The organism is Pseudomonas sp. R5-89-07, assembly GCF_003851685.1.
In the GTDB taxonomy this organism is placed as follows: domain Bacteria; phylum Pseudomonadota; class Gammaproteobacteria; order Pseudomonadales; family Pseudomonadaceae; genus Aquipseudomonas.
The window spans coordinates 4,646,189-4,668,523 of record NZ_CP027727.1; the positions used below are offsets into that span (position 1 = coordinate 4,646,189).

The window sequence follows — 22,335 nt, forward strand, 5'->3', positions numbered from 1 at the left end:
TGAACCGACCCTTGTAGGAGCGAGGCGGGCGGCGAGCCCTTGCTTGCGAAGGCCTTCAACGATTTCGCGCTCATACAGGATAAACGCGGTCACTTTGAGATTTTCGCGAGCAAGCTCGCTCCTACAGGTGCTCGGCGTTACTTGGCCGACTTGATCGCAGCGCCAAGTTTCTTGGCAGTGTCGGCCGGGTCGGCTTTCGGATCGTTCATGTAGTTGGTAACCACGTCAAAGAACGCACCTTGTACCGCCAGGGTGGTGGCCATGTTGTGCGCCATGCTTGGCTGCAGGCCGCCGGTCTTGGCGTCGGCGAGGAAATCCTTGGCCGCGGTCTGGGCGCACGAGTCGAAGCCGTACGAATCCATTTTGTTCAGCATGTCGTTACGCACCGGGATCGAACCCTTGTTGATGCTGAAGACCTTCTGGAAGTTTTCACCCAGCACGACTTTGGCGATGTCCTGCTGGCCAGCCGCGGTGCCTTTGTCTTTCTGCTTGAACACCGCCAGGGAGTCGATGTTGTAGGTAAAGGCTTTGTCGGTGCCCGGGAAGGCTACGCACTCGTAGTCCTTGCCGGCGACTTTCTTGGCGGCGGTCCATTCGGACTTGGCCCAGTCACCCATGATCTGCATGCCGGCCTTGCCGTTGATGACTTTACCGGCTTCCAGGTTCCAGTCCTGGCCTTTGCCGTCAACGTCCATATAGGTCGCGACTTTCTTAAGCTCGGTCAGGGCCTTGACCATTTCCGGGCCGGTCAGGGCGGCGTTATCCAGGTCGACCAGGGCTTTCTTGTAGCCATCGGCCCCCATCACCGAGAGCACCACCGCTTCGAACACGGTGCTGTCCTGCCAAGGCTGGCCGCCGTGAGCGAGGGCAATGAAGCCTGCCGCTTTGAGCTTGTCGCCGGCGGCGTAGAATTCTTCGAGGGTAGTTGGGTTCTTGGTGATGCCGGCTTTCTTGAAGACTTCCGGGTTGATCCAGAGCCAGTTCACGCGGTGGATGTTGACCGGTACGGCAACGTAGTCACCGTCGTACTTCACGGTGTCGGAGACTTTCTTGTCGAGCAGCGAATCCCACTTTTCTTCTTTGGCGACGTCCTTGAGCACGTCGGTGTCGAGCAGGCCGGTGGACGCCCATTCCTGGATGTCGGGGCCTTTGATCTGGGCAACGCCTGGCGGGTTACCGGCGACCGCGCGGCTTTTCAGCACGGTCATGGCCGTGGCGCCACCGCCACCTGCGACCGCACCGTCTTTCCAGGTGAAGCCGTCTTTCTCAACTTGGGCCTTCAGGACATCCACTGCTGCCTTTTCACCGCCGGAGGTCCACCAATGCACCACTTCAACCGTACCTTTGGAGTCGGCGGCAAATGCACTGAGGGGAAACATCGAGGCAATGGAAATAGCAACGGCGAGGCGATTAATCGCGTTCATCTGAGTACCTTTTCTTGTTGTTATGCATGCAAGTCTAGAGCTTGCGCTGCACGGAGTTTAAACAGGGATTTTCCGGGCGCAGGTAACAAAGGGACGCACAAATGTCACCACTTGGTGACATAGCGTCCGCTGCCCAATGCACTGGCCAGGCTGGGTGCCAAGGGTAACGCAGGCAGCACTACCGCTTGCCAGGCATGGTACAGGTCCGGCTTGCCGCCCCAGATCTTGCTGCTGGGTTGGTTGTGCGGGCTGAGTTCGTGATGCCAACTGCCATGGAGTCGGTCAATGAAGTGGGTTTCGCAAAATTCCCAGAACCGCCGATACCAGATTTCGTAATGCAACTGGCCGGTACGCTTGAGCAGCGCCTGGGCAGCGGCGCTGGCTTCGGCATGGGTCCAGTGCAGGCGTTCACGCACCACCGGGCGCTGGCTCCAATCCAGGGTATAAACAATGCCCGGCGCACCATCCACTGCCCAGGCATAGTCACAGGCACTGGCAAACAGCCCTTGGGCGTCGGTCACCAACCAGTCTGGCGTGGGCAGCCCGGCTTGCAGGCGCGCAGCCTCCAGGTGCAGCACCAGCCGCGCCCATTCGAAGCCATGGCCGGGGGTGATGCCATAGGGACGGAAACCGTCGGCGGGGTTGTCTTCGTTGTAACCGAGCACCGGCTGCCACTGGGCGTCGAAGTGCTCGATCACCATGAAGCGGTTACCGGCGGCATGGGCATGGATGACCCGTTCGACGATACGCAACGCGCGGTCCAGCCAGCGCGTGTCACCCGTGACATCGGCCAGGGCGAGGAACGCTTCGGTGGCGTGCATGTTGCTGTTGGCGCCGCGGTAGGCTTCGACGCCGCTCCAATCCTGGGCGAAGGATTCGAGCATCACGCCTTCCTCCTCACTCCAGAAGAACTGGTCGATGATATGGATCGCATCGTTGAGCAGGGTTTGCGCGCCGGGTGCGCCGGCCACCACCGCCGAGCTGGCGGCCAGGGCGACGAACGCATGCAGGTAAGCGGCCTTGCCGGTGTTGCCATCGATGGCCTCGGGCGCGGCGAACCAGCCACCGTGTTCGCTATCGTGCAACGGGCCACTCAGGGCGGCGACGCCGTGCGCGACCAGCTCGGCATAACCGGGCAAGCCCATGGCATGGGCCATGGCAAAGCTGTGGGTCATGCGGGCAGTGTTCATGGTTTCAGCGTGGGCATCCGCCGGGAGCTGACCTGTATCGTCGAGGTTGCCAAAGCCGTGCGGCAGGCGGGAAGCCTTGGCAAACGAGAGCAGGCGCTGGCCTTCGGCAGCGAGCCAGCCGTGATGGGCAGGTGCGTTCAGCCAACTGCTGGCGGGCAGTGGTTGCATGGTCATGGGTGGCCCTTGTTATTTTTTATGGGTGACCGGAGTCTAAACAAGGGCATGGGAGCGGCAAGTAACGAAGGCGAAGATAAATGTCACCAGATGGTGACATTTTGCGATTTATGTCATTGACCCGGCGTAGCCGCCCCCGGCGCATTGAGACGTTGATTCAGGTTCTGCACCTGGCTCTGCAGGGTGGTGATATTGCGCGTGGTCTGGATGCGGAACACGTCGAACTCTTTATTGGTTGGCGCATCAGCGTTGGCTGGCTGGTTTTCCTGTGCGCTCTTTAGCACCAGCAGATCCTGCTCGATTCGAGCGATGGCCGCCGTCGGATTTCCCTGTTTCTTCAACGCCGCCACATCCTCAGCAAGGCCCTTGGTCTCGCCTTGTGCCGCCTTGAGTGTGGCGACCGCATCGGTCAACGCCTGCACCTGGCCCTGCAATTTGGCATTCGCGTTCGTCAGCTCGGTGGTGCTGGCGCTCATCTGTGCCAGGCGCTGATCCAGCTCGGTGGCTTGCCCGACCACGCCCGATTGCTGCTTGCCCTGCTCGAGCAACTGGGCTTTCAACTGTTCGATCTGCAGTTTCAGCGCTTCGCTGCCGTTGTTCACGTTGGCTTCGCTGGCCACGAACTTGCCGGAAATATCCTGCAGGCGCCCCGCCGCTTCTTCGCTGATACGCGCAAAGCTTTCCTGGGTGGCGACCAGTTGCTGGCCCATCAGGGAAATCTGCTGGAAGCTCCACCAGGCAAGGCCGGCAAAGGCAATCAGCAATGCGCCGACCAGGGCCCATAACGGCCCGGTGTTGGCCTTTTTCAGCTTGACCACAGGCGTGGCGCGCGAGCGCACCGAAGTGGCGGCTGTCGGCACGAAATCATCATCGTCCCCAAGATCGGCCCGCAGGCTGGGAACGTTGTCGAAATCGTCTTTAGCATCGTTACGCATGAATCTACCCTGAATCAATGAGATGGCCCGTTGAGAAGCCGAGCGGCGGGAGTATAAACCCTGCTCCCGGCGCATGGGTCGACACGCAACCCTCCATTCGGTTCCCGATGTGTTGCCAGGTATGAGCTTACTGCTGGCCCAGGTCTTGGGCCTTCCACCATGTGCAGAACTCGTCGAGGGCGCTCCACAGGCTGACCTTGGGGTCGTAATCGAGATAATGCCGTGCCCGGCTGATGTCGAGGGTGAAATCTTTGTTCATCACCTGCATGCCCAGGCGCGACAACGATGGCTCCGGCCTGCCCGGCCACATCGCGCAAAACGCCTCGTTCAACGCCGCCACGCTGTAGGACAAGCCGTAGGACCGATAGCGAGTGACCTGCGGCAGGTCCATTTGTCGCATCACGTAGTTGACCACATCCCACACCGGCACCGGCGTGCCATTGCTGATGTTGTAGGCCTTGCCCAACGCCGAACCCGGCGCCAGCAGGCTGCTGAGCAACGCCTCGTTAAGGTTGTGCACGCTGGTGAAGTCGACCTTGTTAAGGCCATCACCCACGATGGCCAGGCGGTTCTTGCGCTGCATCTTCAACAGGCGCGGGAAGATGCTCATGTCGCCGGCACCGGTGACGAAACGCGGGCGCAGGGCCAGCACTTCCAGGCCGAACTCCTGAGCACCGAACACCTTCTGCTCGGCCAGGTACTTGGTCGCGGCGTAAGGGTGTTTGAAACGTTTGGGCACTTGCTCTTCGGTCAGCCCCAGGTGGTCGCGCCCATCAAAGTAGATGGAGGGTGACGACAGGTGCACCAAGCGCCCGACCCGCTGCTTGAGGCACGCTTCGACGACGTTCTCGGTGACCAGCACGTTACCTTGATGAAAATCCTGATACTTGCCCCACAGCCCCACGGCTCCGGCGCAATGCACCACGGCTTCGACGTCACGGCACAGGTCGCGCACCAGGTCGGCATCGTTCAGATCACCCTGGATAAACTCGGCACCGCGGCGCACCAGGTGTTCCACACCTTCGGCACGTCGCCCGTTGACCCGCACGTCCAGGCCCTGCTCCAGGGCGAAACGCGCAAAGCGCCCGCCGATGAAGCCGCTTGCGCCGGTGACCAGAATTTTCATGCATTACCCCATGTTCTTTCGTTTTTCATCGCTGTTGCCTTGACGCCCGCCATCACTCCAACGGCACCAACCATTGCCCACAGACGTGCGCCAGATGCTCGGTCAACAGGCCCAACAGTTGCCCGCCACTGCGCCAATGATGCCAGTACAACGGCACGTCGATGGGCTTATCTGGCAGCAATTCGACTAACAAGCCGGTTTGCAGCTGCTCGCGCACCTGCAATTCGGGCACCAGGCCCCAGCCCAGGCCGGCTTCCGCCAGGCGAATAAAGCCTTCGGACGACGGGCATAAATGGTGCTCGAAACCACCGCTCACCCCGAGCGAAGCCAGGTACCGGTGTTGCAGGAAATCATCCGGCCCGAACACCAGCGCCGGCGTACTGGCCAATTGATTAGCCTGCACGCCGCCTGGAAAGTGCCGCGCTATAAATGCAGGGCTGGCCAATGCACGGTAACGCATGGCACCCAGCGCCAGGCTGCGGGCGCCGGCAACCGGGCGCTCGCTGGCGCAGATACAGGCCGCCACTTCACCGGCGCGCATGCGTTTGAGGCCCACGGTCTGGTCCTCCACCACCAAATCCAGCAGCAAGTGCTGCTCGCCACAGAAATCACTGACCGCCAACGCCCACCAGGTGGCGAGACTGTCGGCGTTCAGCGCGATACGCAAACGCTCGGGCATGCCTTCCTCGTCCAACGCGGGCACTTGGCTTTGCAGGTCGCGCTCCAGCAGACGTACCTGCTGCACATGGTTGAGCAAGCGCCGACCGATATCGGTGGGGGTCGGCGGCGTCGCCCGTACCAGCACCGGTTGGCCGACACGCACCTCCAGCAGCTTGATCCGCTGGGACACCGCCGACTGCGAAAGCCCCAGCACCTGAGCACCGCGCTCGAAGCCGGCCTGTTCCACCACCGCCGCCAGGGCAGAAAGCAATTTATAGTCGAACATCAGTTTCTCTAATGAGCGATCAGCAAGATTGATTTTTCTTATACCGCGCAACCCCAGAGAATAGCCAGCATCGCTTCTCTCTTTAAAAGGAACACTCCATGGCTGGCGAAACCGCCCTGGCAACTCTGTTGCGCAGCATGAGCCCTCATCTGAATGACGGTGACTACGTGTTCTGCACCCTGCCCGATCAGCGCATTCCGGCGGGTTGCGAGGTGATCGGCAGCTTTCGCGAGCAGGAGGGCCTGACGCTGATCCTGGAGCGCCGACACGCCGAGCAGGCCGGCCTGGCCTTCGACTATGTGGCGGCATGGATCACCTTGAATGTGCATTCGGCCCTCGAAGCGGTAGGCCTGACCGCTGCATTCGCCAGTGCGCTGGGCAAGGCCGGTATCAGTTGCAACGTGATCGCCGGTTATTACCACGACCACCTGTTTGTCGGCCGCGCGGATGCCGAGCGCGCCATGGATGTGTTGCGCCAGCTGGCGACAGACGCGGAGTAAACCCTATGTGGCAAAGCTATCTGAATGGCCTGCTGGTGTCCCTCGGCCTGATCATGGCGATCGGCAGCCAAAATGCTTTTGTCCTGGCGCAAAGCCTGCGCCGTGAACATCACCTGCCGGTGGCCGCGTTGTGCGTGGTGTGTGATGCGTTGCTGGTGGCGGCTGGCGTATTCGGCCTGGCGACAGTATTGGCGCAAAGCCCGCTGCTGCTGGGCGTCGCGCGTTGGGGTGGGGCGGCGTTTCTATTGTGGTACGGCACGCTGGCATTGCGCCGGGCGTTTTCGAAGCAGAGCCTGGAGCAAGGCGCCAACCTCAAGGTGCGCTCATTGCGCGCGGTGTTACTCAGCGCCCTGGCGGTGACGCTGCTCAACCCCCATGTCTATCTGGACACCGTGTTGTTGATCGGCTCACTCGGCGCGCAGCAGGCCGAACCGGGCGCGTATGTAGCCGGCGCCGCCAGCGCTTCGTTGCTGTGGTTCGCAACGCTGGCACTCGGCGCGGCCTGGTTGGCGCCGTGGCTGGCACGGCCGGCGACCTGGCGCCTGCTGGACCTGTTGGTGGCGGTGATGATGTTCAGCGTGGCCTACCAATTAATCAGTGCGCCATGAACTTATTCCAAAAGGCTCTGGAACCTCTATTCCACACAGTTGTTGCGTGGTTTTGCCGCACCCCCGGTGCTATGATCCCGAACTTGCGCCGCAAAGAGTACAGACTCGCCGGCGCTTGTCTGGCCGCCCGTGATCGGCCTTGCGCTCACCGCAACTGACCTGATTAGGAGAATCATCATGGCTTTCGAATTGCCGCCGCTGCCCTACGCACACGATGCCCTGCAGCCGCACATCTCCAAGGAAACCCTGGAGTATCACCACGACAAGCACCACAACACCTATGTCGTGAACCTGAACAACCTGGTGCCTGGCACCGAGTTCGAAGGCAAGACCCTGGAAGAAATCGTCAAGTCTTCTTCGGGCGGTATCTTCAACAACGCCGCTCAGGTCTGGAACCACACGTTCTACTGGAACTGCCTGGCGCCAAACGCTGGCGGTCAACCAACCGGCGCATTGGCTGAAGCCATCAACGCTGCGTTCGGTTCGTTCGACAAGTTCAAGGAAGAGTTCAGCAAGACGTCCATCGGTACCTTCGGTTCCGGTTGGGGCTGGCTGGTGAAAAAAGCTGACGGCTCCCTGGCCCTGGCCAGCACCATCGGCGCAGGCAACCCGCTGACCAACGGCGACACCCCGCTGCTGACCTGCGACGTCTGGGAACACGCCTACTACATCGACTACCGCAACGTGCGCCCTAAGTACGTGGAAGCGTTCTGGAACCTGGTCAACTGGAAGTTCGTGGCTGAGCAGTTTGAAGGCAAGACCTTCACCGCATAAGCGACGCTTGCAGTACAAGGAGCCCGGCGATTGCCGGGCTTTTTTGTGTGCGCTCAACAGCAGGCAAGCGGTCTGGATTCGTGGAACTCGCCGAAGGGAATTTGCCACGCACTGAGTGAGAGGAATAACCCTCTCGAGCTCTTCTGGAGAAAGAATGATGGAAGAAATCGGAAAAGCAGGCGGGCAGATGGCGATGCAACTCATCAGCGGCCTCATGAAAGGTCTCGCCGGTGGTGCTGGTGCTGGCGGTGGTGATGAAGGCGGTGGCGCGAGCGCACCTGGCCGGCCAGGTGAGGACAACATGCCGCCGCCGCCACCAAAGATTGATTTTTCAGTCAGTTGACAAAGGCACTTGCGATGCCAAAAACCATTGGCACGCAGTGCGTGAGTCGACAGTCAGACGGCGGAGCGAATCCGCCGTTTTTTTTGGTTTTTTCTGTGTATCCCGCATCAAGTCGCCTGCCGCTCCAATGTTCCTTTGACTGCCATCACCAGATTGCCAATACTCATGGCATATTGAAGGCCACCCCCGCATTGAGACAAGGAATGCCCCTTTGAAGCTGGAACTCAAAAACAGCTTGTCGGTGAAGTTGCTCCGGGTTGTCTTGCTCTCGGCATTGATCGTGGGCGTGGCATTGAGCGTGGCGCAGATCGTCTTCGATGCCTACAAGACGCGCCAGGCCGTGGCCGGCGATGCCCAACGTATCCTCGACATGTTTCGCGACCCCTCTACCCAGGCTGTCTATAGCCTGGATCGGGAAATGGGCATGCAGGTGATCGAAGGGCTGTTCCAGGATGACGCCGTGCGCGTGGCGTCCATCGGCCATCCCAACGAAACCATGCTCGCGGAAAAAAGCCGCCCGTTGCAGCCATCCTCCAGCCGCTGGCTGACCGACCTGATTCTTGGAAAGGAACGCACCTTCACCACTCCACTGGTCGGCAAGGGCCCCTACAGCGAGTATTACGGCGACCTGAGCATAACCCTCGACACCGCCACCTATGGCGAAGGCTTCCTGGTCAGTTCGGTGATCATCTTTATTGCCGGCGTGCTGCGCGCCCTGGCCATGGGCCTGGTGCTGTACCTGGTGTATCACTGGCTGCTGACCAAACCGCTGTCGCGGATCATCGAGCACCTGACCTCGATCAACCCGGACCGGCCCAGCGAGCATAAGATCCCGCAACTCAAGGGGCATGAGCGTAACGAGCTGGGCCTGTGGATAAACACCGCCAACCAGTTGCTCGAGTCCATCGAACGCAACACCCACCTGCGCCACGAGGCCGAGTCGAGCCTGTTGCGCATGGCCCAGTATGACTTTCTCACCGGCCTGCCGAACCGCCAGAAGCTGCAGGAGCAACTCGACCGGATCCTGACCGATGCCGGCCGTCGCCAGCGCCGTGTGGCGGTGTTGTGCGTGGGGCTGGATGATTTCAAGAGCGTCAACGAACAGTTCACCTACCAGAACGGCGATAAACTGCTGCTGGCCCTGGCCGATCGTTTGCGCGCCCACAGCGGCCGCCTGGGTGCACTCGCCCGTCTGGGTGGCGATCAGTTCGCCCTGGTACAAGCCGATATCGACCAGCCCTACGAAGCCGCCGAGCTGGCGCAAAGTATCCTGGACGATCTGGAAGCGGAATTTGCCCTCGACCAGGACCAGATACGCCTGCGCGCCACCATCGGCATCACCTTGTTCCCGGAAGACGGCGACAGCACAGAAAAATTGCTGCAAAAAGCCGAACAGACCATGACCCTGGCCAAAAGCCGCTCGCGCAACCGTTATCAGTTCTATATCGCCAGCGTCGACAGCGAAATGCGCCGGCGCCGTGAGCTGGAAAAGGACCTGCGCGAGGCCTTGGGCCGTGACCAATTTCACCTGGTGTATCAACCACAAATCAGTTATCGCGACCACCGCGTAGTCGGTGTCGAGGCGTTGATTCGCTGGCAGCACCCGGAACACGGCTTGGTTCCGCCGGACCTGTTCATCCCGCTGGCGGAACAGAATGGCACCATCATTCCCATCGGCGAATGGGTACTGGACCAGGCGTGCCGCCAACTGCGCGAATGGCATGACCTGGGCTTCATCGAGCTGCGCATGGCGGTCAACCTGTCCACCGTGCAGCTGCACCACACCGAGTTGCCGCGAGTGGTCAACAACCTGATGCAGATTTACCGCCTGCCGCCCCGTAGCCTGGAGCTGGAAGTCACCGAAACGGGCCTGATGGAAGACATCAGCACCGCCGCCCAACACCTGCTGAGCCTGCGCCGTTCGGGCGCGTTGATCGCCATCGATGACTTCGGCACCGGGTATTCATCCCTCAGTTACTTGAAAAGCCTGCCGCTGGACAAGATCAAGATCGACAAGAGCTTCGTCCAGGACCTGCTGGACGACGACGATGATGCAACCATCGTGCGGGCCATTATCCAATTGGGCAAAAGCTTGGGCATGCAGGTGATCGCCGAAGGCGTGGAGACCGCCGAGCAAGAGGCCTACATCATTTCCGAGGGCTGTCATGAAGGCCAGGGTTACCACTACAGCAAACCGCTGCAGGCCCGGGAGTTGGCGGCTTTTTTGAAGCAATCGGAACGCAATAACGCGGCGATTCTTTGAGCAAGCCGAACAATACCGAATATTTCCCGCGTATAGGCCTTTACAGAAAATGCAAATCTTTCGCATTATGTCGCAGTTTTGCGCCCGCTCGTGCGCCCTATCAACAACCGAAGCAGGATGTTCGCCATGATTCGTATGCCCCTGGCCACCGCCAGTCTGCTGGCCATTGCTATTTCTCTCGCCGGTTGCGGCGAAGGTAAAGACAAGGCCACCGCGCCTCAGGCGCCCGCCGCTGCCAGCACCACCGCTCCAGCGGCGGCCACGCCTGCGGGCCAGGTCGACGAGGCTGCCGCCAAGGCTGTGGTCGCGCATTACGCAGACATGGTGTTTGCCGTGTACAGCGACGCCGAATCCACCGCGAAAACCCTGCAGAGCGCCATCGACACCTTCCTTGCCAACCCGAACGCCGACACGCTCAAAGCGGCCCGTACCGCCTGGATCGCCGCGCGCGTCCCTTACCTGCAGAGTGAAGTGTTCCGTTTCGGCAACACCATCATCGACGACTGGGAAGGCCAGGTGAACGCCTGGCCCCTGGACGAAGGGCTGATCGACTATGTCGACAAATCCTACGAACACGCCCTGGGTAACCCGGGCGCCAACGCCAATATCATCGCCAACACCGAAATCCAGGTCGGCGAAGACAAGGTCGACGTCAAGGAAATCACCCCGGAAAAACTCGCCAGCCTCAATGAGCTGGGCGGTTCCGAAGCGAACGTCGCCACCGGCTATCACGCCATCGAATTCCTGCTCTGGGGCCAGGACCTCAACGGTACTGGTCCAGGCGCGGGCAACCGTCCGGCCTCGGACTACCTGACCGGTGACGGTGCAACCGGTGGCCACAACGAGCGTCGTCGTACCTACCTGCGCGCCGTGACCCAACTGCTGGTCAGCGACCTGCAGGAAATGGTCGGCAACTGGAAGCCCAACGTCGAAGACAACTACCGCGCCACCCTCGAATCGGAACCGGCTACCGACGGCCTGCGCAAAATGTTGTTCGGCATGGGTAGCCTGTCCCTCGGCGAGCTGGCCGGCGAACGCATGAAGGTATCCCTGGAAGCCAACTCGCCGGAAGACGAGCAGGACTGCTTCAGCGACAACACGCATAACTCGCACTTCTACGACGCCAAGGGCATCCGCAACGTCTACCTGGGCGAGTACACCCGCGTCGACGGCAATAAGCTGAGCGGCCCGAGCCTGTCGTCCCTGGTCGCGAAAGCCGACCCGGCTGCCGATGCAGCCCTCAAGGCTGACCTGGCGGCGACCGAAGCGAAGATCCAGGTGATGGTTGACCACGCTGACAAAGGTGAGCACTACGACCAGTTGATCGCAGCCGGTAACGATGCGGGCAACCAGATCGTGCGTGACGCCATCGCTGCGCTGGTCAAGCAGACCGGCTCGATCGAAGCCGCCGCGGGCAAGCTGGGCATCAGCGACCTGAACCCGGACAGCGCTGATCACGAGTTCTGATCCAGGCGCAGTTGAACGAGGCGACCTTTGGGTCGCCTTTTTCATGCGCCATCCCCACCACCACAAAACCTATGTGGGAGGGGGCTTGCCCCCGATAGCGGTGTGTCAGCAAAGATTTATTTGCTGACCCGGCGCCATCGGGGGCAAGCCCCCTCCCACATTTGCTCCAGGTTGTTTCCCGAGCCCACCGGTTTACATGCCCTGCACCGCAGGTAGAATGGCGCCTCTGCCCAATCTCCAGAGCGAACTTCATGGCGTTGCCGACCCTGCGCATCATCGGTTTCATCATCGGCATCTTCCTGATCACGCTTGCGATCGCCATGGTCGTGCCCATGGCCACACTGGTGATCTTCGAACGCACCAGCGACCTGCCCTCGTTTCTGTGGGCCAGCATGATCACCTTTCTCGCCGGCCTGGCCCTGGTGATCCCCGGTCGCCCCGAACATGTGCACCTGCGCCCGCGGGACATGTACCTGCTTACCGTGACCAGCTGGGTGGTGGTGTGCGTCTTCGCGGCGCTGCCGTTCTTGCTGACACAGCACATCAGTTACACCGACTCTTTTTTTGAAAGCATGTCCGGCATCACGGCCACCGGGTCCACGGTGTTGAGCGGGCTGGACAGCATGTCGCCGGGCATCCTGATGTGGCGCTCGCTGCTGCACTGGCTCGGTGGCATCGGCTTTATCGGCATGGCGGTGGCGATCCTGCCCCTGCTGCGTATCGGCGGCATGCGCCTGTTCCAGACCGAATCCTCGGACCGTTCGGAAAAGGTCATGCCGCGCTCGCATATGGTCGCGCGGCTGATCGTTGCGGCGTATGTGGGCATCACCATCCTCGGCAGCCTGGCGTTCTGGTGGGCCGGGATGGGGCTGTTCGATGCGATCAACCACGCCATGTCGGCGATTTCCACCGGCGGGTTTTCCACCTCCGATGAATCCCTGGCGCACTGGAAGCAACCGGCGGTGCACTGGGTGGCGGTGGTGGTGATGATCCTCGGAAGCTTGCCGTTCACCCTGTATGTGGCGACCTTGCGCGGCAACCGTCGGGCGCTGATCAAGGACCAGCAAGTGCAGGGTTTGCTCGGCTTGCTGCTGGTGACCTGGCTGGTGCTCGGCACCTGGTATTGGTGGACCACCAACTTGCACTGGTTGGACGCCCTGCGCCATGTGGCGCTGAACGTCACCTCGGTGGTGACTACAACCGGTTTCGCGCTGGGGGACTACAGCCTGTGGGGCAACTTCTCACTGATGCTGTTTTTCTACCTGGGCTTTATTGGGGGCTGTTCGGGCTCCACCGCCGGCGGGATCAAGATTTTCCGCTTCCAGGTCGCCTATATCCTGCTCAAGGCCAACCTTAACCAGCTGATTCACCCACGCGCGGTGATCAAACAGAAGTACAACGGCCATCGTCTCGACGAAGAGATCGTGCGGTCGATCCTGACCTTCTCGTTTTTCTTCGCCATTACCATCTGCGCCATCGCGCTGGCCCTGTCGCTGCTGGGCCTTGACTGGATGACCGCGTTGACCGGCGCGGCGAGTACCGTATCCGGGGTCGGCCCGGGCCTGGGTGAAACCATCGGCCCGGCCGGTAACTTCGCCAGCCTGCCGGATGCGGCCAAGTGGATTCTGTCGCTGGGCATGCTGTTGGGGCGGCTGGAAATCATTACGGTGTTTGTGCTCTGTATTCCGGCGTTCTGGCGTCACTGACGCTCGACGCTTGCAGCAACCGCGCCCGGTATTCGCCGGGCGTGGCGTCGAACCAGCGGCGAAACGCACGAAAGAAGTTGCTGGGGTCGGCAAACCCCAACAGGTAGGCAATTTCCAGCAAGGTCATGCTCGGCTGTGCCAGGTACTGCTCGGCCAACTCACGGCGAGTGTCATCGAGCAGCGCCTGGAAGCTGGTGCCCTCCTCCTGCAAACGCCGCTGCAAGGTGCGCTGGGACAGATGCAACGTCTGCGCCACGACTTCGCGCTTGGGTTCGCCCTGGGGCAGCAGGCGGCATAACACTTGCCGTGCGTTGTGGGTCACGCGGCTTTCGGAAAAGCGCGCCAGGTATTCACCGGCAAAACGATCATGCAACAGCGCCATGGCTTCATTGGCCGTGGGCAACGGTGCATCCATGTCAGCCTGCTCGAAAATCAGCGCGTCATACGGCGCGTTGAATTCCAGCGGCGCATGGAACACCTGTTTGTAGGGCGCAAGGTCCACCGGCTGTTCGCCCTGCAGCAGCACTTTAAGCGGTTGCAGCGTTCGCCCGGTGAGCCAGCCGCACAGTGCCAATGCGCTGGCCAAGGACGCTTCGGCGCTTTGCCGGGTGGGCGGCAGGTGGTCGCCGTGCACGGTCAGAATCAGCGCATAGCCTTCGGGTAACAAGCGAAAGCTCAAGTCGGCACTTTCGGCAATGATGCGCTGGTAACGCACCAGGCGCCGGAACCCTTCGGCCAGAGTGTTGCTGGACATCAAGGCATAACCGGCCACATGAAACGATGCAGGTCGCACCACCTTCCCCATGTTCAGGCCGATGGCCGGGTTGCCCGACAGTTCTACCGCGCGCTGCCACAAACGGGTCATGGCGTCTTGTGCAAAACGTGCGTCGGGGTCACTGAGGGCGGCGTAGTCCAGTCCCAGTTGCTTGAACAGGGCCCGGCAATCCAGGCCGTCCATTTCCAGGGCCTTGACTATCCCCATCGCCCAGCTTGCAGAAGTTGTTCGTTCGCTCATGGCGTCTTCTTGAATAAAGCGGGCCGAAATGGCAGCCAGGAAGGCAAGGATACTAAAGTGGCATCTATTGTCACTGGCTGTAAGCAACGATCACTCTAGACTCAAATAAGCTCCCCGCCCAACCTCTGTTGGGCGGCACAACAATCAGAGGGCCGGCTACAGTGGAAAATCTCAAGCGGTTCAACAGCTTTGCCGAGTTTTACCCGTACTACTTGACGGAGCACGGCAACAGCACCTGCCGACGCCTGCATTTTATCGGCACCACGCTGGTGATCGGCATTCTGGCGTATGCCATTGGCCGAGGCTCGCTGGGCCTGTTGCTGGCCGTGCCGATTGCTGGCTACAGCTTTGCCTGGATCGGTCATTTCTTCTATGAAAAGAACCGCCCGGCTACCTTCCAGCACCCGTTCTATAGCCTGCTCGGTGACTTCGTGATGTACCGCGACATGATTCTGGGCAAGGTACCTTTCTAACGCGTGCAGGATGAAAATCCGTACATCCACGGCGATAAAAGTCTATTTGTCATTTAGGGTGCTGTATCCTGCCAAGGCTTTTTGAAAGCGCGGAATCACCTGCGATTAACAAACAGACCTTGCGAGGAGCGACGACGATGCACGAGATACCTAATCTCCCCTTCCCAAGCCTGCACCCTACAGAGCAGCCAACCCCGCAACAGGCCAGCCCAAAGCAGCCTGAGGCCAAACAAGCCAAACCAGTCGACAGCAAACGCCAGGACTGACGCCGTACCAGACCGTGTGGAAAGCGCAATTCCAAGCGCTTTCCACACTGCCTGAACCATGAGATACCCACCATGACCGACACCCTCCCCGATGCCCCGGACACCGCCGTCCTCGATGCCGCCTTGCACATGATCGAGGTGTGGAACCGCCTCAGCGCAGACAAACAAGCCACGCTGCTCCAGCGTTTCGGCACCCAGGAAAACGCCCTGGCCGCCTTGGTGACCACCCAGTTGCTGACCCCAGCCCAAACCTGAACCTGCTTGATCCGAGGTTTTTGCGTTTCGCGCCCCTGCACCAAGCAAAGCATCGGTATCATTAGCAGCCTATCTTTACCTGCTGCGACAGTGGACCTCTCCTATGCCAGATACCCAGCGCCCCATGGCGGTCACGCTGCAAGTCGTTTCCATCGTGCTGTTCACCTTTATCGGTTACTTGAATATCGGCATCCCGCTGGCTGTGCTGCCGGGCTATGTGCATAGCCAGTTGGGTTATGGCGCGGTCATCGCAGGGCTAGTGATCAGCGTGCAGTATCTGGCCACCCTGCTGAGTCGCCCCTATGCGGGCAAGATCATCGATAACCTGGGCAGCAAGCGTGCGGTGCTGATCGGCTTGGCGGGGTGCGGCTTGAGCGGCGTGTTCATGCTGCTCGCGGCGTGGTTTTCAAGCCTGCCGGCCTTGAGCCTTGCCAGCCTGCTGATCGGTCGTCTGGTATTGGGCAGTGCTGAAAGCCTGGTGGGCTCGGGCGCCATTGGTTGGGGCATCGGGCGGGTCGGTGCGGCGAACACCGCCAAGGTCATCTCCTGGAACGGCATCGCCAGCTATGGCGCCTTGGCGGTCGGTGCACCGCTGGGCGTATTACTGGTAAGACATTTCGGACTCTGGAGCATGGGCGCCAGCATCCTCCTGCTGGCGGCAATCGGCCTGTTGCTGGCCTGGAACAAGGTCGCCGCGCCTATCGTAACCGGCGTACGCCTGCCGTTCATGAATGTACTGGGCCGCGTGTTACCGCACGGTTGCGCGCTGGCGCTGGGCTCTATCGGCTTTGGCACCATCGCGACCTTTATTACTTTGTATTACACCACTCAGCATTGGGAAAACGCGGTGTGGGCCTTGAGCCTGTTCGGCGCCAGCTTTATCGGTGCACGCCTGCTGTTCGGTAATCTGATCAACCGGATCGGCGGCTTTCGCGTGGCAATCGCTTGCCTGTCGGTGGAGGTGCTCGGCCTGCTGTTGCTGTGGCTCGCGCCGGATGCGCACCTGGCACTGGCTGGAGCGGCATTGAGCGGGTTCGGGTTTTCCCTGGTCTTTCCTGCATTAGGCGTGGAGGCGGTCAACCTGGTGCCTGCCTCAAGTCGCGGCGCGGCAGTGGGGGCTTATTCGTTGTTCATCGACTTATCGCTGGGCATCACCGGGCCATTGGCCGGGGCCGTGGCGGCAGGCTTCGGCTTTGCGTCGATCTTCCTGTTCGCCGCCCTCGCCGCCTGCGGTGGCTTGCTGCTGAGCCTGTACCTCTACCGCCAGGCGCCCAAAGCGCGCGAGGCACGCGACACCTAGAAGTCGACTTTACCGCGCCCGGCCTTGATGCTGCCGCGCTTGGTCTTGGATTCCAGGCGGCGCTTCTTCGAGCCCAGGGTAGGCTTGGTCGGACGGCGCTTTTTCTCGACCTTGGTGGCGCTGAGGATCAACTCCACCAGGCGCTCGAGGGCATCGGCGCGATTCTGTTCCTGGGTGCGATATTGCTGGGCCTTGAGCACCAGCACGCCATCACTGGTGATACGGCTGTCGCGTAACGCCAGCAACCTTTCCTTGTAAAATTCTGGCAGCGACGATGCCGGAATATCAAAACGCAGGTGCACTGCGCTGGACACCTTGTTGACGTTCTGCCCACCAGCGCCCTGGGCACGAATGGCGGTCAGCTCGATTTCGGCATCGGGCAAATGCACCGTATTGGAAATTACCAGCATTGGAACAGGTCCGTGATTCAGGCCGTCCAGCATACGCGACACGTCCGGCCAGTCCAAAAAAACCCGGCGATACGCCGGGTTCTTTATTCAGGGTTAGCGAGGTTACTCAAGTACCGTCTGTGGCCTGACCAGGGCAGCTTGTGCCTTACGCTTGTTTTTCATCCAATAACACAGCGCCATGAACGCCACCCACACCGGGATCGCATACACCGACACCTGGATCCCCGGAATCATCAGCATGATCACCAGGATAAACACCACGAACGCCAGGCAGATGTAGTTTCCATAGGGATACCACAGCGCCTTGAACAACGGCACCTGGCCAGTACGGTTCATGTGCTGGCGGAACTTGAAATGGGAGAAGCTGATCATCGCCCAGTTGATCACCAGCGTGGCGACTACCAGCGACATCAGTAACTCCAGCGCATGCTGCGGGATGAAGTAGTTCATCAACACCGCCACCAGCGTGACCGCCGCGGATGCCAGGATCGAACGCACCGGTACGCCGCGCTTGTCGATCTTCGCCAGCGCCTTAGGCGCATCGCCCTGTTCAGCCATGCCCAACAGCATGCGGCTGTTGCAGTAGGTGCCGCTGTTGTACACCGACAACGCCGCGGTCAGTACCACGAAGTTGAGGATATGCGCGGCGGTGTTACTGCCCAGCATCGAGAACACCTGCACGAACGGGCTGCCGCTGTAGGCGTCGCCCGACGCATTGAGGGTGGCCAGCAAGCTGTCCCACGGCGTCAACGACAACAGCACCACCAGGGCGCCGATGTAGAAAATCAGGATGCGATAGATCACCTGATTGATCGCCTTGGGGATCACGGTGCGCGGCTGGTCCGCTTCGGCCGCGGTAAAGCCGAGCATTTCCAGGCCACCGAAGGAGAACATGATGATCGCCATGGCCATCACCAACCCGCCCACGCCATGGGGGAAGAAGCCGCCGTGGTCCCACAGGTTGCTGACCGAGGCTTGCGGGCCACCGCTGCCACTGACCAGCAGGTAGCTGCCCAAGGCAATCATGCCGACGATGGCCACGACCTTGATGATCGCGAACCAGAACTCGGCTTCACCGAAGACTTTGACGTTGGCCAGGTTGATCACGTTGATCAGCACGAAGAACGCAGCCGCCGAGACCCAGGTCGGGATTTCCGGCCACCAGTAATGCACGTATTTGCCGACCGCGGTCAGCTCTGACATACCCACCAGGATGTACAGAATCCAACAATTCCAGCCCGACAGGAAACCGGCGAAACCGCCCCAGTACTTGTGGGCAAAATGGCTGAAGGAGCCGGCGACCGGCTCTTCGACGATCATTTCGCCGAGCTGGCGCATGATCATGAAGGCGATAAAGCCGCAGATGGCATAGCCCAGGATCATCGACGGGCCAGCGGATTTAAGTACCCCGGCCGAGCCAAGGAACAGGCCGGTGCCGATAGCGCCACCCAGGGCGATCAACTGGATATGCCGATTTTTCAGGCCGCGTTTCAGCTCGCCTGAAGAGGAATGGGGTCCACTCATGAAAAGGGTCTCACGCAAGGTTTGAAGAGGTTGAATGCAGGTTGCTGCCTTGAATTACCGACTCAAGCAGCGCCGCTCAAACCCCAGCGCAGGCACCAGGAGTACAGCGTCTTTATAGCGGTCATGCGTCACCTGTTGTTTTTATCTGTGACGAAATCGAACCCGTCTGGCTCGTGGCCGGGCGGAGTGATCAGGGCGGATAAACCCCGAGGTCTTGGCCTTTGCGTGGATACGCAAGAGGGGGTCACAGTAAAACGCGGCGCATTGTACACCGCTCGACAGCTTCGGCACGCACCAGGAACGTGCACCCGACAAACTGTCAGGTATTCCTTACAGGGATTTTCCACCTAAAGCGGGCAGGTAAAGAGCGTAAAGCTAACGTTACAAGCCGGAAAATTAGCTTTACGGCCGGTCTCAGATGACGATTTATGGAAAATTGTCAGTCAGACTTTTCTGAAGAATCGGTTCAGCCAATCGACTGTTTTTTCACGATAAAAAATAAACCCAAAAAAACAGAAGAAAAAATCCAAATGAAACCGTGTCAATAAATATTTTGCATTTCGAAACACTCTCTCCTAGGTTCTCTGCACTTGCCCGCGAAGCCCGCAGGCAAGCCGTTCTCAAACACCGTCCTCTAGGAGATACACCATGCAAGCACTGGAAAAAGACCTGGAAACCGAACTGCAACTCGACGACTGGTTTGAAGCGCCGACCCACGAGGCCGCCGTTGAAATGATGCAAGCCGATGCCGTAGTGCCATTTGGCACCGCGATGTGGCCGTTCTAATACCCGGCAGGCATCCGGCAGGTGCTGTGCACGGCACCTGCCCCCTTACCCAAGGCACCGAAGGACACCCGTCATGGACAAGGCCCGCGCCGTCGAACATTTTCTTTACTACCTCGCCCACCACCCGGCACTGATGGGCCTGAACCGCCCTACCGTGCTGCTAGGCCATACCGAACGCTACGACGCCATTGCCCAGGCGATCACCCAGGGCAGTGCCGCCCGTTTCAATTTCCAGGTGCAGCGCCTGGACCTGAGCGCCAGCGAATCCCTGGCCCAGGCCATCGAAGCCTGCGACCTGTACCTGTTTCTCTACGATTCCTCGACCCTGCCCAACCCGCGTGCCGAAGGCCCGGATTTTATCCGCGCATTGCACGGCGTCATGGCCGAACACTGGAAAAAGTCCCTACTGTTCAAGGACTATGGCGACTATTTCTACGACACCTTCAGCGTCGAACCGCAACGCATTGCCGACCTCAACGCCACCTTGATCCGGCGCATGTCCGAGGCCAATGTGCTGAGCTTCACCGACAAGCACGGCTCACGCCTTGAAGCACCGATGAGCAGCATCAAGAAGTGGACCAATATCAACGGCGTCGGCAACCACGACCTGGCCCCCGGCGAAATCGCCACCCACAGCGAAGCCATCAACGGGCAAGTGCGGTTTGTCGGCACTTTTCTCAGCACCATTCCTTTTGCACGCAAATATGGCGTGCTCGAGTCGCCCCTGGAACTGTGGATCGAGAATTCCACCATCTGCAGCGTAGCCAGCGACGTGCCGGGGCTGGCGGATGACTTCAACAAGTACCTCAATGCCAACCCGTCCAACCGCCGTGTGGAGGAACTGGGCATCGGCACCAATGAAGGCGTGAAGGAACTGTACGCGCGCAATGCCGGCTTTGAAGAGCGCCATTGCGGGTTGCATCTGGGTTTGGGTGGCGGGCAGAAAGGCAGTCATCACCTGGATCTGATTTTTGCCAGCGGGGTGTTGGCGCTGGATGACAAGCCGGTGTTCGATGGCACGTTTGCTTTCTGAGCCCCTATTTCGAATCAAATGAGGTTCAAAATGTGGGAGGGGGCTTGCCCCCGATTGCGGTGGTTCAGCCAATAAATCCGTAACTGACAGACCGCCATCGGGGGCAAGCCCCTCCCACAGGTAACTGCATTCCAATTTGAGATCGCAAAAAAAACGCCAACCCGAAGGTTGGCGTTTCTTGTGCAGCGCCTAAAACATCACTGCGGCTTCTTGCGACCAAAACCAGGACGCTGACCAGAACCGGCCGGCGCACCACGGCGCTTGCCCGACGGCTCGTCGGCTACCAGTTTCGGGCCAGGGCGCTTGTTGGCCGCCGGCTTGGCTGGACGCTTGGTGCTGGCGTTGTCGGCGGGGCGATCCGCTTCACCACGGTTGCTGCGACCACCCGTCGGGGCTGGACGCGGCGTGCGGGGCGCGCGGTCACCTTCCTGACGCGATGGCGCGGTGGGGCGACGCTCACCTTCGATCTGCGGCTCACGCGAAATGCGACCGCCAGTGGCCGGCGCATTCAACGCTGGGCGCAGGGTGCGGGCAACACGTTCGGTACGCGCCACAGGACGCGACGACTTGCGCTGCATACGCTCGAGCTTGTCCTTGCTCTTGGCGTTCATCTGCGGCATCGCCACCGGCGTCAGGCCGACTTCGGCACTGAGGATGTCGACTTCGTACTGGCTCATTTCGCGCCAGCGGCCCATGGGCAGGTCGGAGTTGAGGAACACCGGGCCGAAACGCACGCGCTTGAGGCGGCTGACCACCAGGCCCTGGGATTCCCACAGGCGACGCACTTCACGGTTACGGCCTTCCATCACCACGCAGTGGTACCAGTGGTTGAACCCTTCGCCACCCGGCGCCTGCTTGATGTCGGTGAACTTGGCCGGGCCGTCTTCCAGCACCACGCCAGCCTTGAGGCGTTCGATCATCTCGTCATCGACTTCACCGCGTACACGCACGGCGTACTCACGGTCCATCTCGTAGGACGGGTGCATCAGGCGGTTGGCCAATTCACCGTCGGTGGTGAACATCAGCAAGCCGGTGGTGTTGATGTCGAGACGACCGATGTTGATCCAGCGGCCTTCTTTTGGCTTGGGCATCTTGTCGAACACGGTCGGACGGCCTTCCGGGTCGTCACGGGTGCAGATCTCGCCATCGGGCTTGTTGTACATGATCACGCGGCGTACCGACTCGGCCGCCTCTTCACGCTTGATGACCTTGCCATCGATGGTGATTGCGTCATGCAGGTCGACGCGCTGGCCAAGGGTGGCCTCGACGCCGTTGACCTTGATGCGCTTCTGGGTGATCCAGGCTTCGACGTCACGGCGCGAGCCCACGCCGATACGCGCCAGCACCTTTTGCAGTTTTTCGCCTGCTGGGCCGATTTCCTGGCTGTCGTTCTGGTCTTTGTCGTTCATCTTAAGCACCTCCCGGTGGGTCAATTCAGGCGTGGCCTGAAGAATGTTGAAAGCGGGGCTTTAGCCGAATAGGTCGGCAAAGGGTCGCGAATCATACGCGCATGCCGCGCGTTGCGCATCAGAGACTAGTCGATCCAGGCACAATCATTTGCTTTTCCGCCGACCGGTGGCACCCAGGGCCAGCAGGCGCAGCTCGGCTTCGGCCAGCACCGTGCGCTTGTCGACCTTGTCGAGTTTCTTCCAGGCGCGGATTTCGCGCTTGCTGCGGCCACAGCCGACGCAGATATCGTCGCTGAACTTACAGATGCTGATGCAGGGATCTTTGGTTGAGCTCATGCTTTCTCCCAGGCAATAGAGATCGAATGTGGGAGGGAGCTTGCCCCCGATGGCAGTGGGTCAGTTGATGCA

General features: G+C 60.4%; 22 protein-coding genes. 12 read left to right on the top strand and 10 right to left on the bottom strand.

The window, feature by feature from the left end:
- Positions 1-137: 137 nt before the first annotated feature.
- The 5 genes from C4J94_RS21215 to C4J94_RS21235 form a co-directional block, all read right to left on the bottom strand.
- On the bottom strand, positions 138-1,424 hold the full coding sequence (locus C4J94_RS21215; protein ID WP_124387922.1) for an ABC transporter substrate-binding protein: 1,287 nt from the start codon (positions 1,422-1,424) through the stop codon (positions 138-140).
- A 104-nt stretch (positions 1,425-1,528) separates the two neighbouring features.
- On the bottom strand, positions 1,529-2,788 hold the full coding sequence (locus tag C4J94_RS21220) for an AGE family epimerase/isomerase (RefSeq protein WP_124387923.1): 1,260 nt from the start codon (positions 2,786-2,788) through the stop codon (positions 1,529-1,531).
- Positions 2,789-2,901: 113 nt separating this feature from the next.
- Complete coding sequence (locus C4J94_RS21225) at positions 2,902-3,723, bottom strand: ATPase (protein WP_124387924.1); 822 nt, start codon at positions 3,721-3,723, stop codon at positions 2,902-2,904.
- Between the two features lie 127 nt (positions 3,724-3,850).
- Positions 3,851-4,849 carry an NAD(P)-dependent oxidoreductase gene (locus C4J94_RS21230; RefSeq protein WP_124387925.1) on the bottom strand — a complete coding sequence of 333 codons (999 nt, stop codon included), beginning with the start codon at positions 4,847-4,849 and terminating at the stop codon, positions 3,851-3,853.
- 52 nt (positions 4,850-4,901) lie between these two features.
- On the bottom strand, positions 4,902-5,795 hold the full coding sequence (locus C4J94_RS21235) for a LysR family transcriptional regulator ArgP (protein ID WP_124387926.1): 894 nt from the start codon (positions 5,793-5,795) through the stop codon (positions 4,902-4,904).
- 98 nt (positions 5,796-5,893) lie between these two features.
- Here C4J94_RS21235 and C4J94_RS21240 point away from each other — a divergent pair, with 98 nt between their 5' ends.
- The 7 genes from C4J94_RS21240 to C4J94_RS21270 all read left to right on the top strand — a co-directional run bounded on the left by C4J94_RS21240 (position 5,894) and on the right by C4J94_RS21270 (position 13,456).
- Positions 5,894-6,295, top strand: a complete 402-nt coding sequence (locus tag C4J94_RS21240) for an ACT domain-containing protein (RefSeq protein WP_124387927.1) — start codon at positions 5,894-5,896, stop codon at positions 6,293-6,295.
- A 5-nt stretch (positions 6,296-6,300) separates the two neighbouring features.
- The gene (locus C4J94_RS21245) at positions 6,301-6,903 is read left to right on the top strand and encodes a LysE/ArgO family amino acid transporter (protein ID WP_124387928.1); all 603 of its coding nucleotides are present in this window, start codon (positions 6,301-6,303) and stop codon (positions 6,901-6,903) included.
- Positions 6,904-7,080: 177 nt separating this feature from the next.
- Positions 7,081-7,677 (top strand): superoxide dismutase, encoded by a 597-nt coding sequence (locus C4J94_RS21250; RefSeq protein WP_065949384.1) that lies wholly within the window; start codon positions 7,081-7,083, stop codon positions 7,675-7,677.
- 154 nt (positions 7,678-7,831) lie between these two features.
- Positions 7,832-8,020: a hypothetical protein gene (locus C4J94_RS21255; protein WP_124387929.1), complete on the top strand. Its 189-nt coding sequence runs from the start codon at positions 7,832-7,834 to the stop codon at positions 8,018-8,020.
- A gap of 211 nt (positions 8,021-8,231) precedes the next feature.
- Positions 8,232-10,283, top strand: a complete 2,052-nt coding sequence (locus tag C4J94_RS21260) for a bifunctional diguanylate cyclase/phosphodiesterase (protein WP_124387930.1) — start codon at positions 8,232-8,234, stop codon at positions 10,281-10,283.
- A gap of 126 nt (positions 10,284-10,409) precedes the next feature.
- Positions 10,410-11,750: an imelysin family protein gene (locus C4J94_RS21265; RefSeq protein ID WP_124387931.1), complete on the top strand. Its 1,341-nt coding sequence runs from the start codon at positions 10,410-10,412 to the stop codon at positions 11,748-11,750.
- Positions 11,751-12,001: 251 nt separating this feature from the next.
- A complete protein-coding gene (locus C4J94_RS21270) occupies positions 12,002-13,456 on the top strand; it encodes a TrkH family potassium uptake protein (protein ID WP_124387932.1) in 1,455 nt (484 codons plus the stop codon).
- On the opposite strand, the gene C4J94_RS21275 is transcribed toward C4J94_RS21270, so the two are convergent.
- Positions 13,413-14,471, bottom strand: a complete 1,059-nt coding sequence (locus C4J94_RS21275) for an AraC family transcriptional regulator (RefSeq protein ID WP_124387933.1) — start codon at positions 14,469-14,471, stop codon at positions 13,413-13,415. The genes C4J94_RS21270 and C4J94_RS21275 overlap by 44 nt on opposite strands.
- Positions 14,472-14,632: 161 nt before the next feature.
- Between C4J94_RS21275 and C4J94_RS21280 the strand changes: the two genes are divergently transcribed.
- The 3 genes from C4J94_RS21280 (at position 14,633) to C4J94_RS21290 (ending at position 16,765) form a co-directional block, all read left to right on the top strand.
- Entirely contained in the window at positions 14,633-14,944 is a 312-nt protein-coding gene (locus C4J94_RS21280; RefSeq protein WP_124387934.1) for a DUF962 domain-containing protein, read from the top strand.
- A gap of 338 nt (positions 14,945-15,282) precedes the next feature.
- A complete protein-coding gene (locus C4J94_RS21285) occupies positions 15,283-15,465 on the top strand; it encodes a hypothetical protein (protein WP_124387935.1) in 183 nt (60 codons plus the stop codon).
- Between the two features lie 103 nt (positions 15,466-15,568).
- Complete coding sequence (locus C4J94_RS21290) at positions 15,569-16,765, top strand: MFS transporter (RefSeq protein ID WP_124387936.1); 1,197 nt, start codon at positions 15,569-15,571, stop codon at positions 16,763-16,765.
- On the opposite strand, the gene arfB is transcribed toward C4J94_RS21290, so the two are convergent.
- Complete coding sequence (gene arfB, locus C4J94_RS21295; protein ID WP_053257714.1) at positions 16,762-17,175, bottom strand: alternative ribosome rescue aminoacyl-tRNA hydrolase ArfB; 414 nt, start codon at positions 17,173-17,175, stop codon at positions 16,762-16,764. The two genes, C4J94_RS21290 and arfB, sit on opposite strands and share 4 nt — an antisense overlap.
- 102 nt (positions 17,176-17,277) lie before the next feature.
- Entirely contained in the window at positions 17,278-18,699 is a 1,422-nt protein-coding gene (locus C4J94_RS21300; protein WP_124387937.1) for an amino acid permease, read from the bottom strand.
- A gap of 648 nt (positions 18,700-19,347) precedes the next feature.
- On the opposite strand from C4J94_RS21300, the gene C4J94_RS27665 reads away from it, so the two are divergent.
- A complete protein-coding gene (locus C4J94_RS27665) occupies positions 19,348-19,485 on the top strand; it encodes a hypothetical protein (protein ID WP_003237751.1) in 138 nt (45 codons plus the stop codon).
- 73 nt (positions 19,486-19,558) lie between these two features.
- Positions 19,559-20,518 carry a leucyl aminopeptidase gene (locus tag C4J94_RS21305; RefSeq protein ID WP_124387938.1) on the top strand — a complete coding sequence of 320 codons (960 nt, stop codon included), beginning with the start codon at positions 19,559-19,561 and terminating at the stop codon, positions 20,516-20,518.
- Positions 20,519-20,715: 197 nt separating this feature from the next.
- Here the strand turns inward: C4J94_RS21305 and rluB are convergent, their stop codons facing one another.
- Together rluB and C4J94_RS21315 are read right to left on the bottom strand one after the other, a co-directional pair.
- On the bottom strand, positions 20,716-21,927 hold the full coding sequence (gene rluB / locus C4J94_RS21310) for a 23S rRNA pseudouridine(2605) synthase RluB (RefSeq protein ID WP_124387939.1): 1,212 nt from the start codon (positions 21,925-21,927) through the stop codon (positions 20,716-20,718).
- Between the two features lie 144 nt (positions 21,928-22,071).
- Positions 22,072-22,263, bottom strand: a complete 192-nt coding sequence (locus C4J94_RS21315) for a DUF1289 domain-containing protein (protein WP_005790815.1) — start codon at positions 22,261-22,263, stop codon at positions 22,072-22,074.
- Between the last annotated feature and the right edge of the window lie 72 nt (positions 22,264-22,335).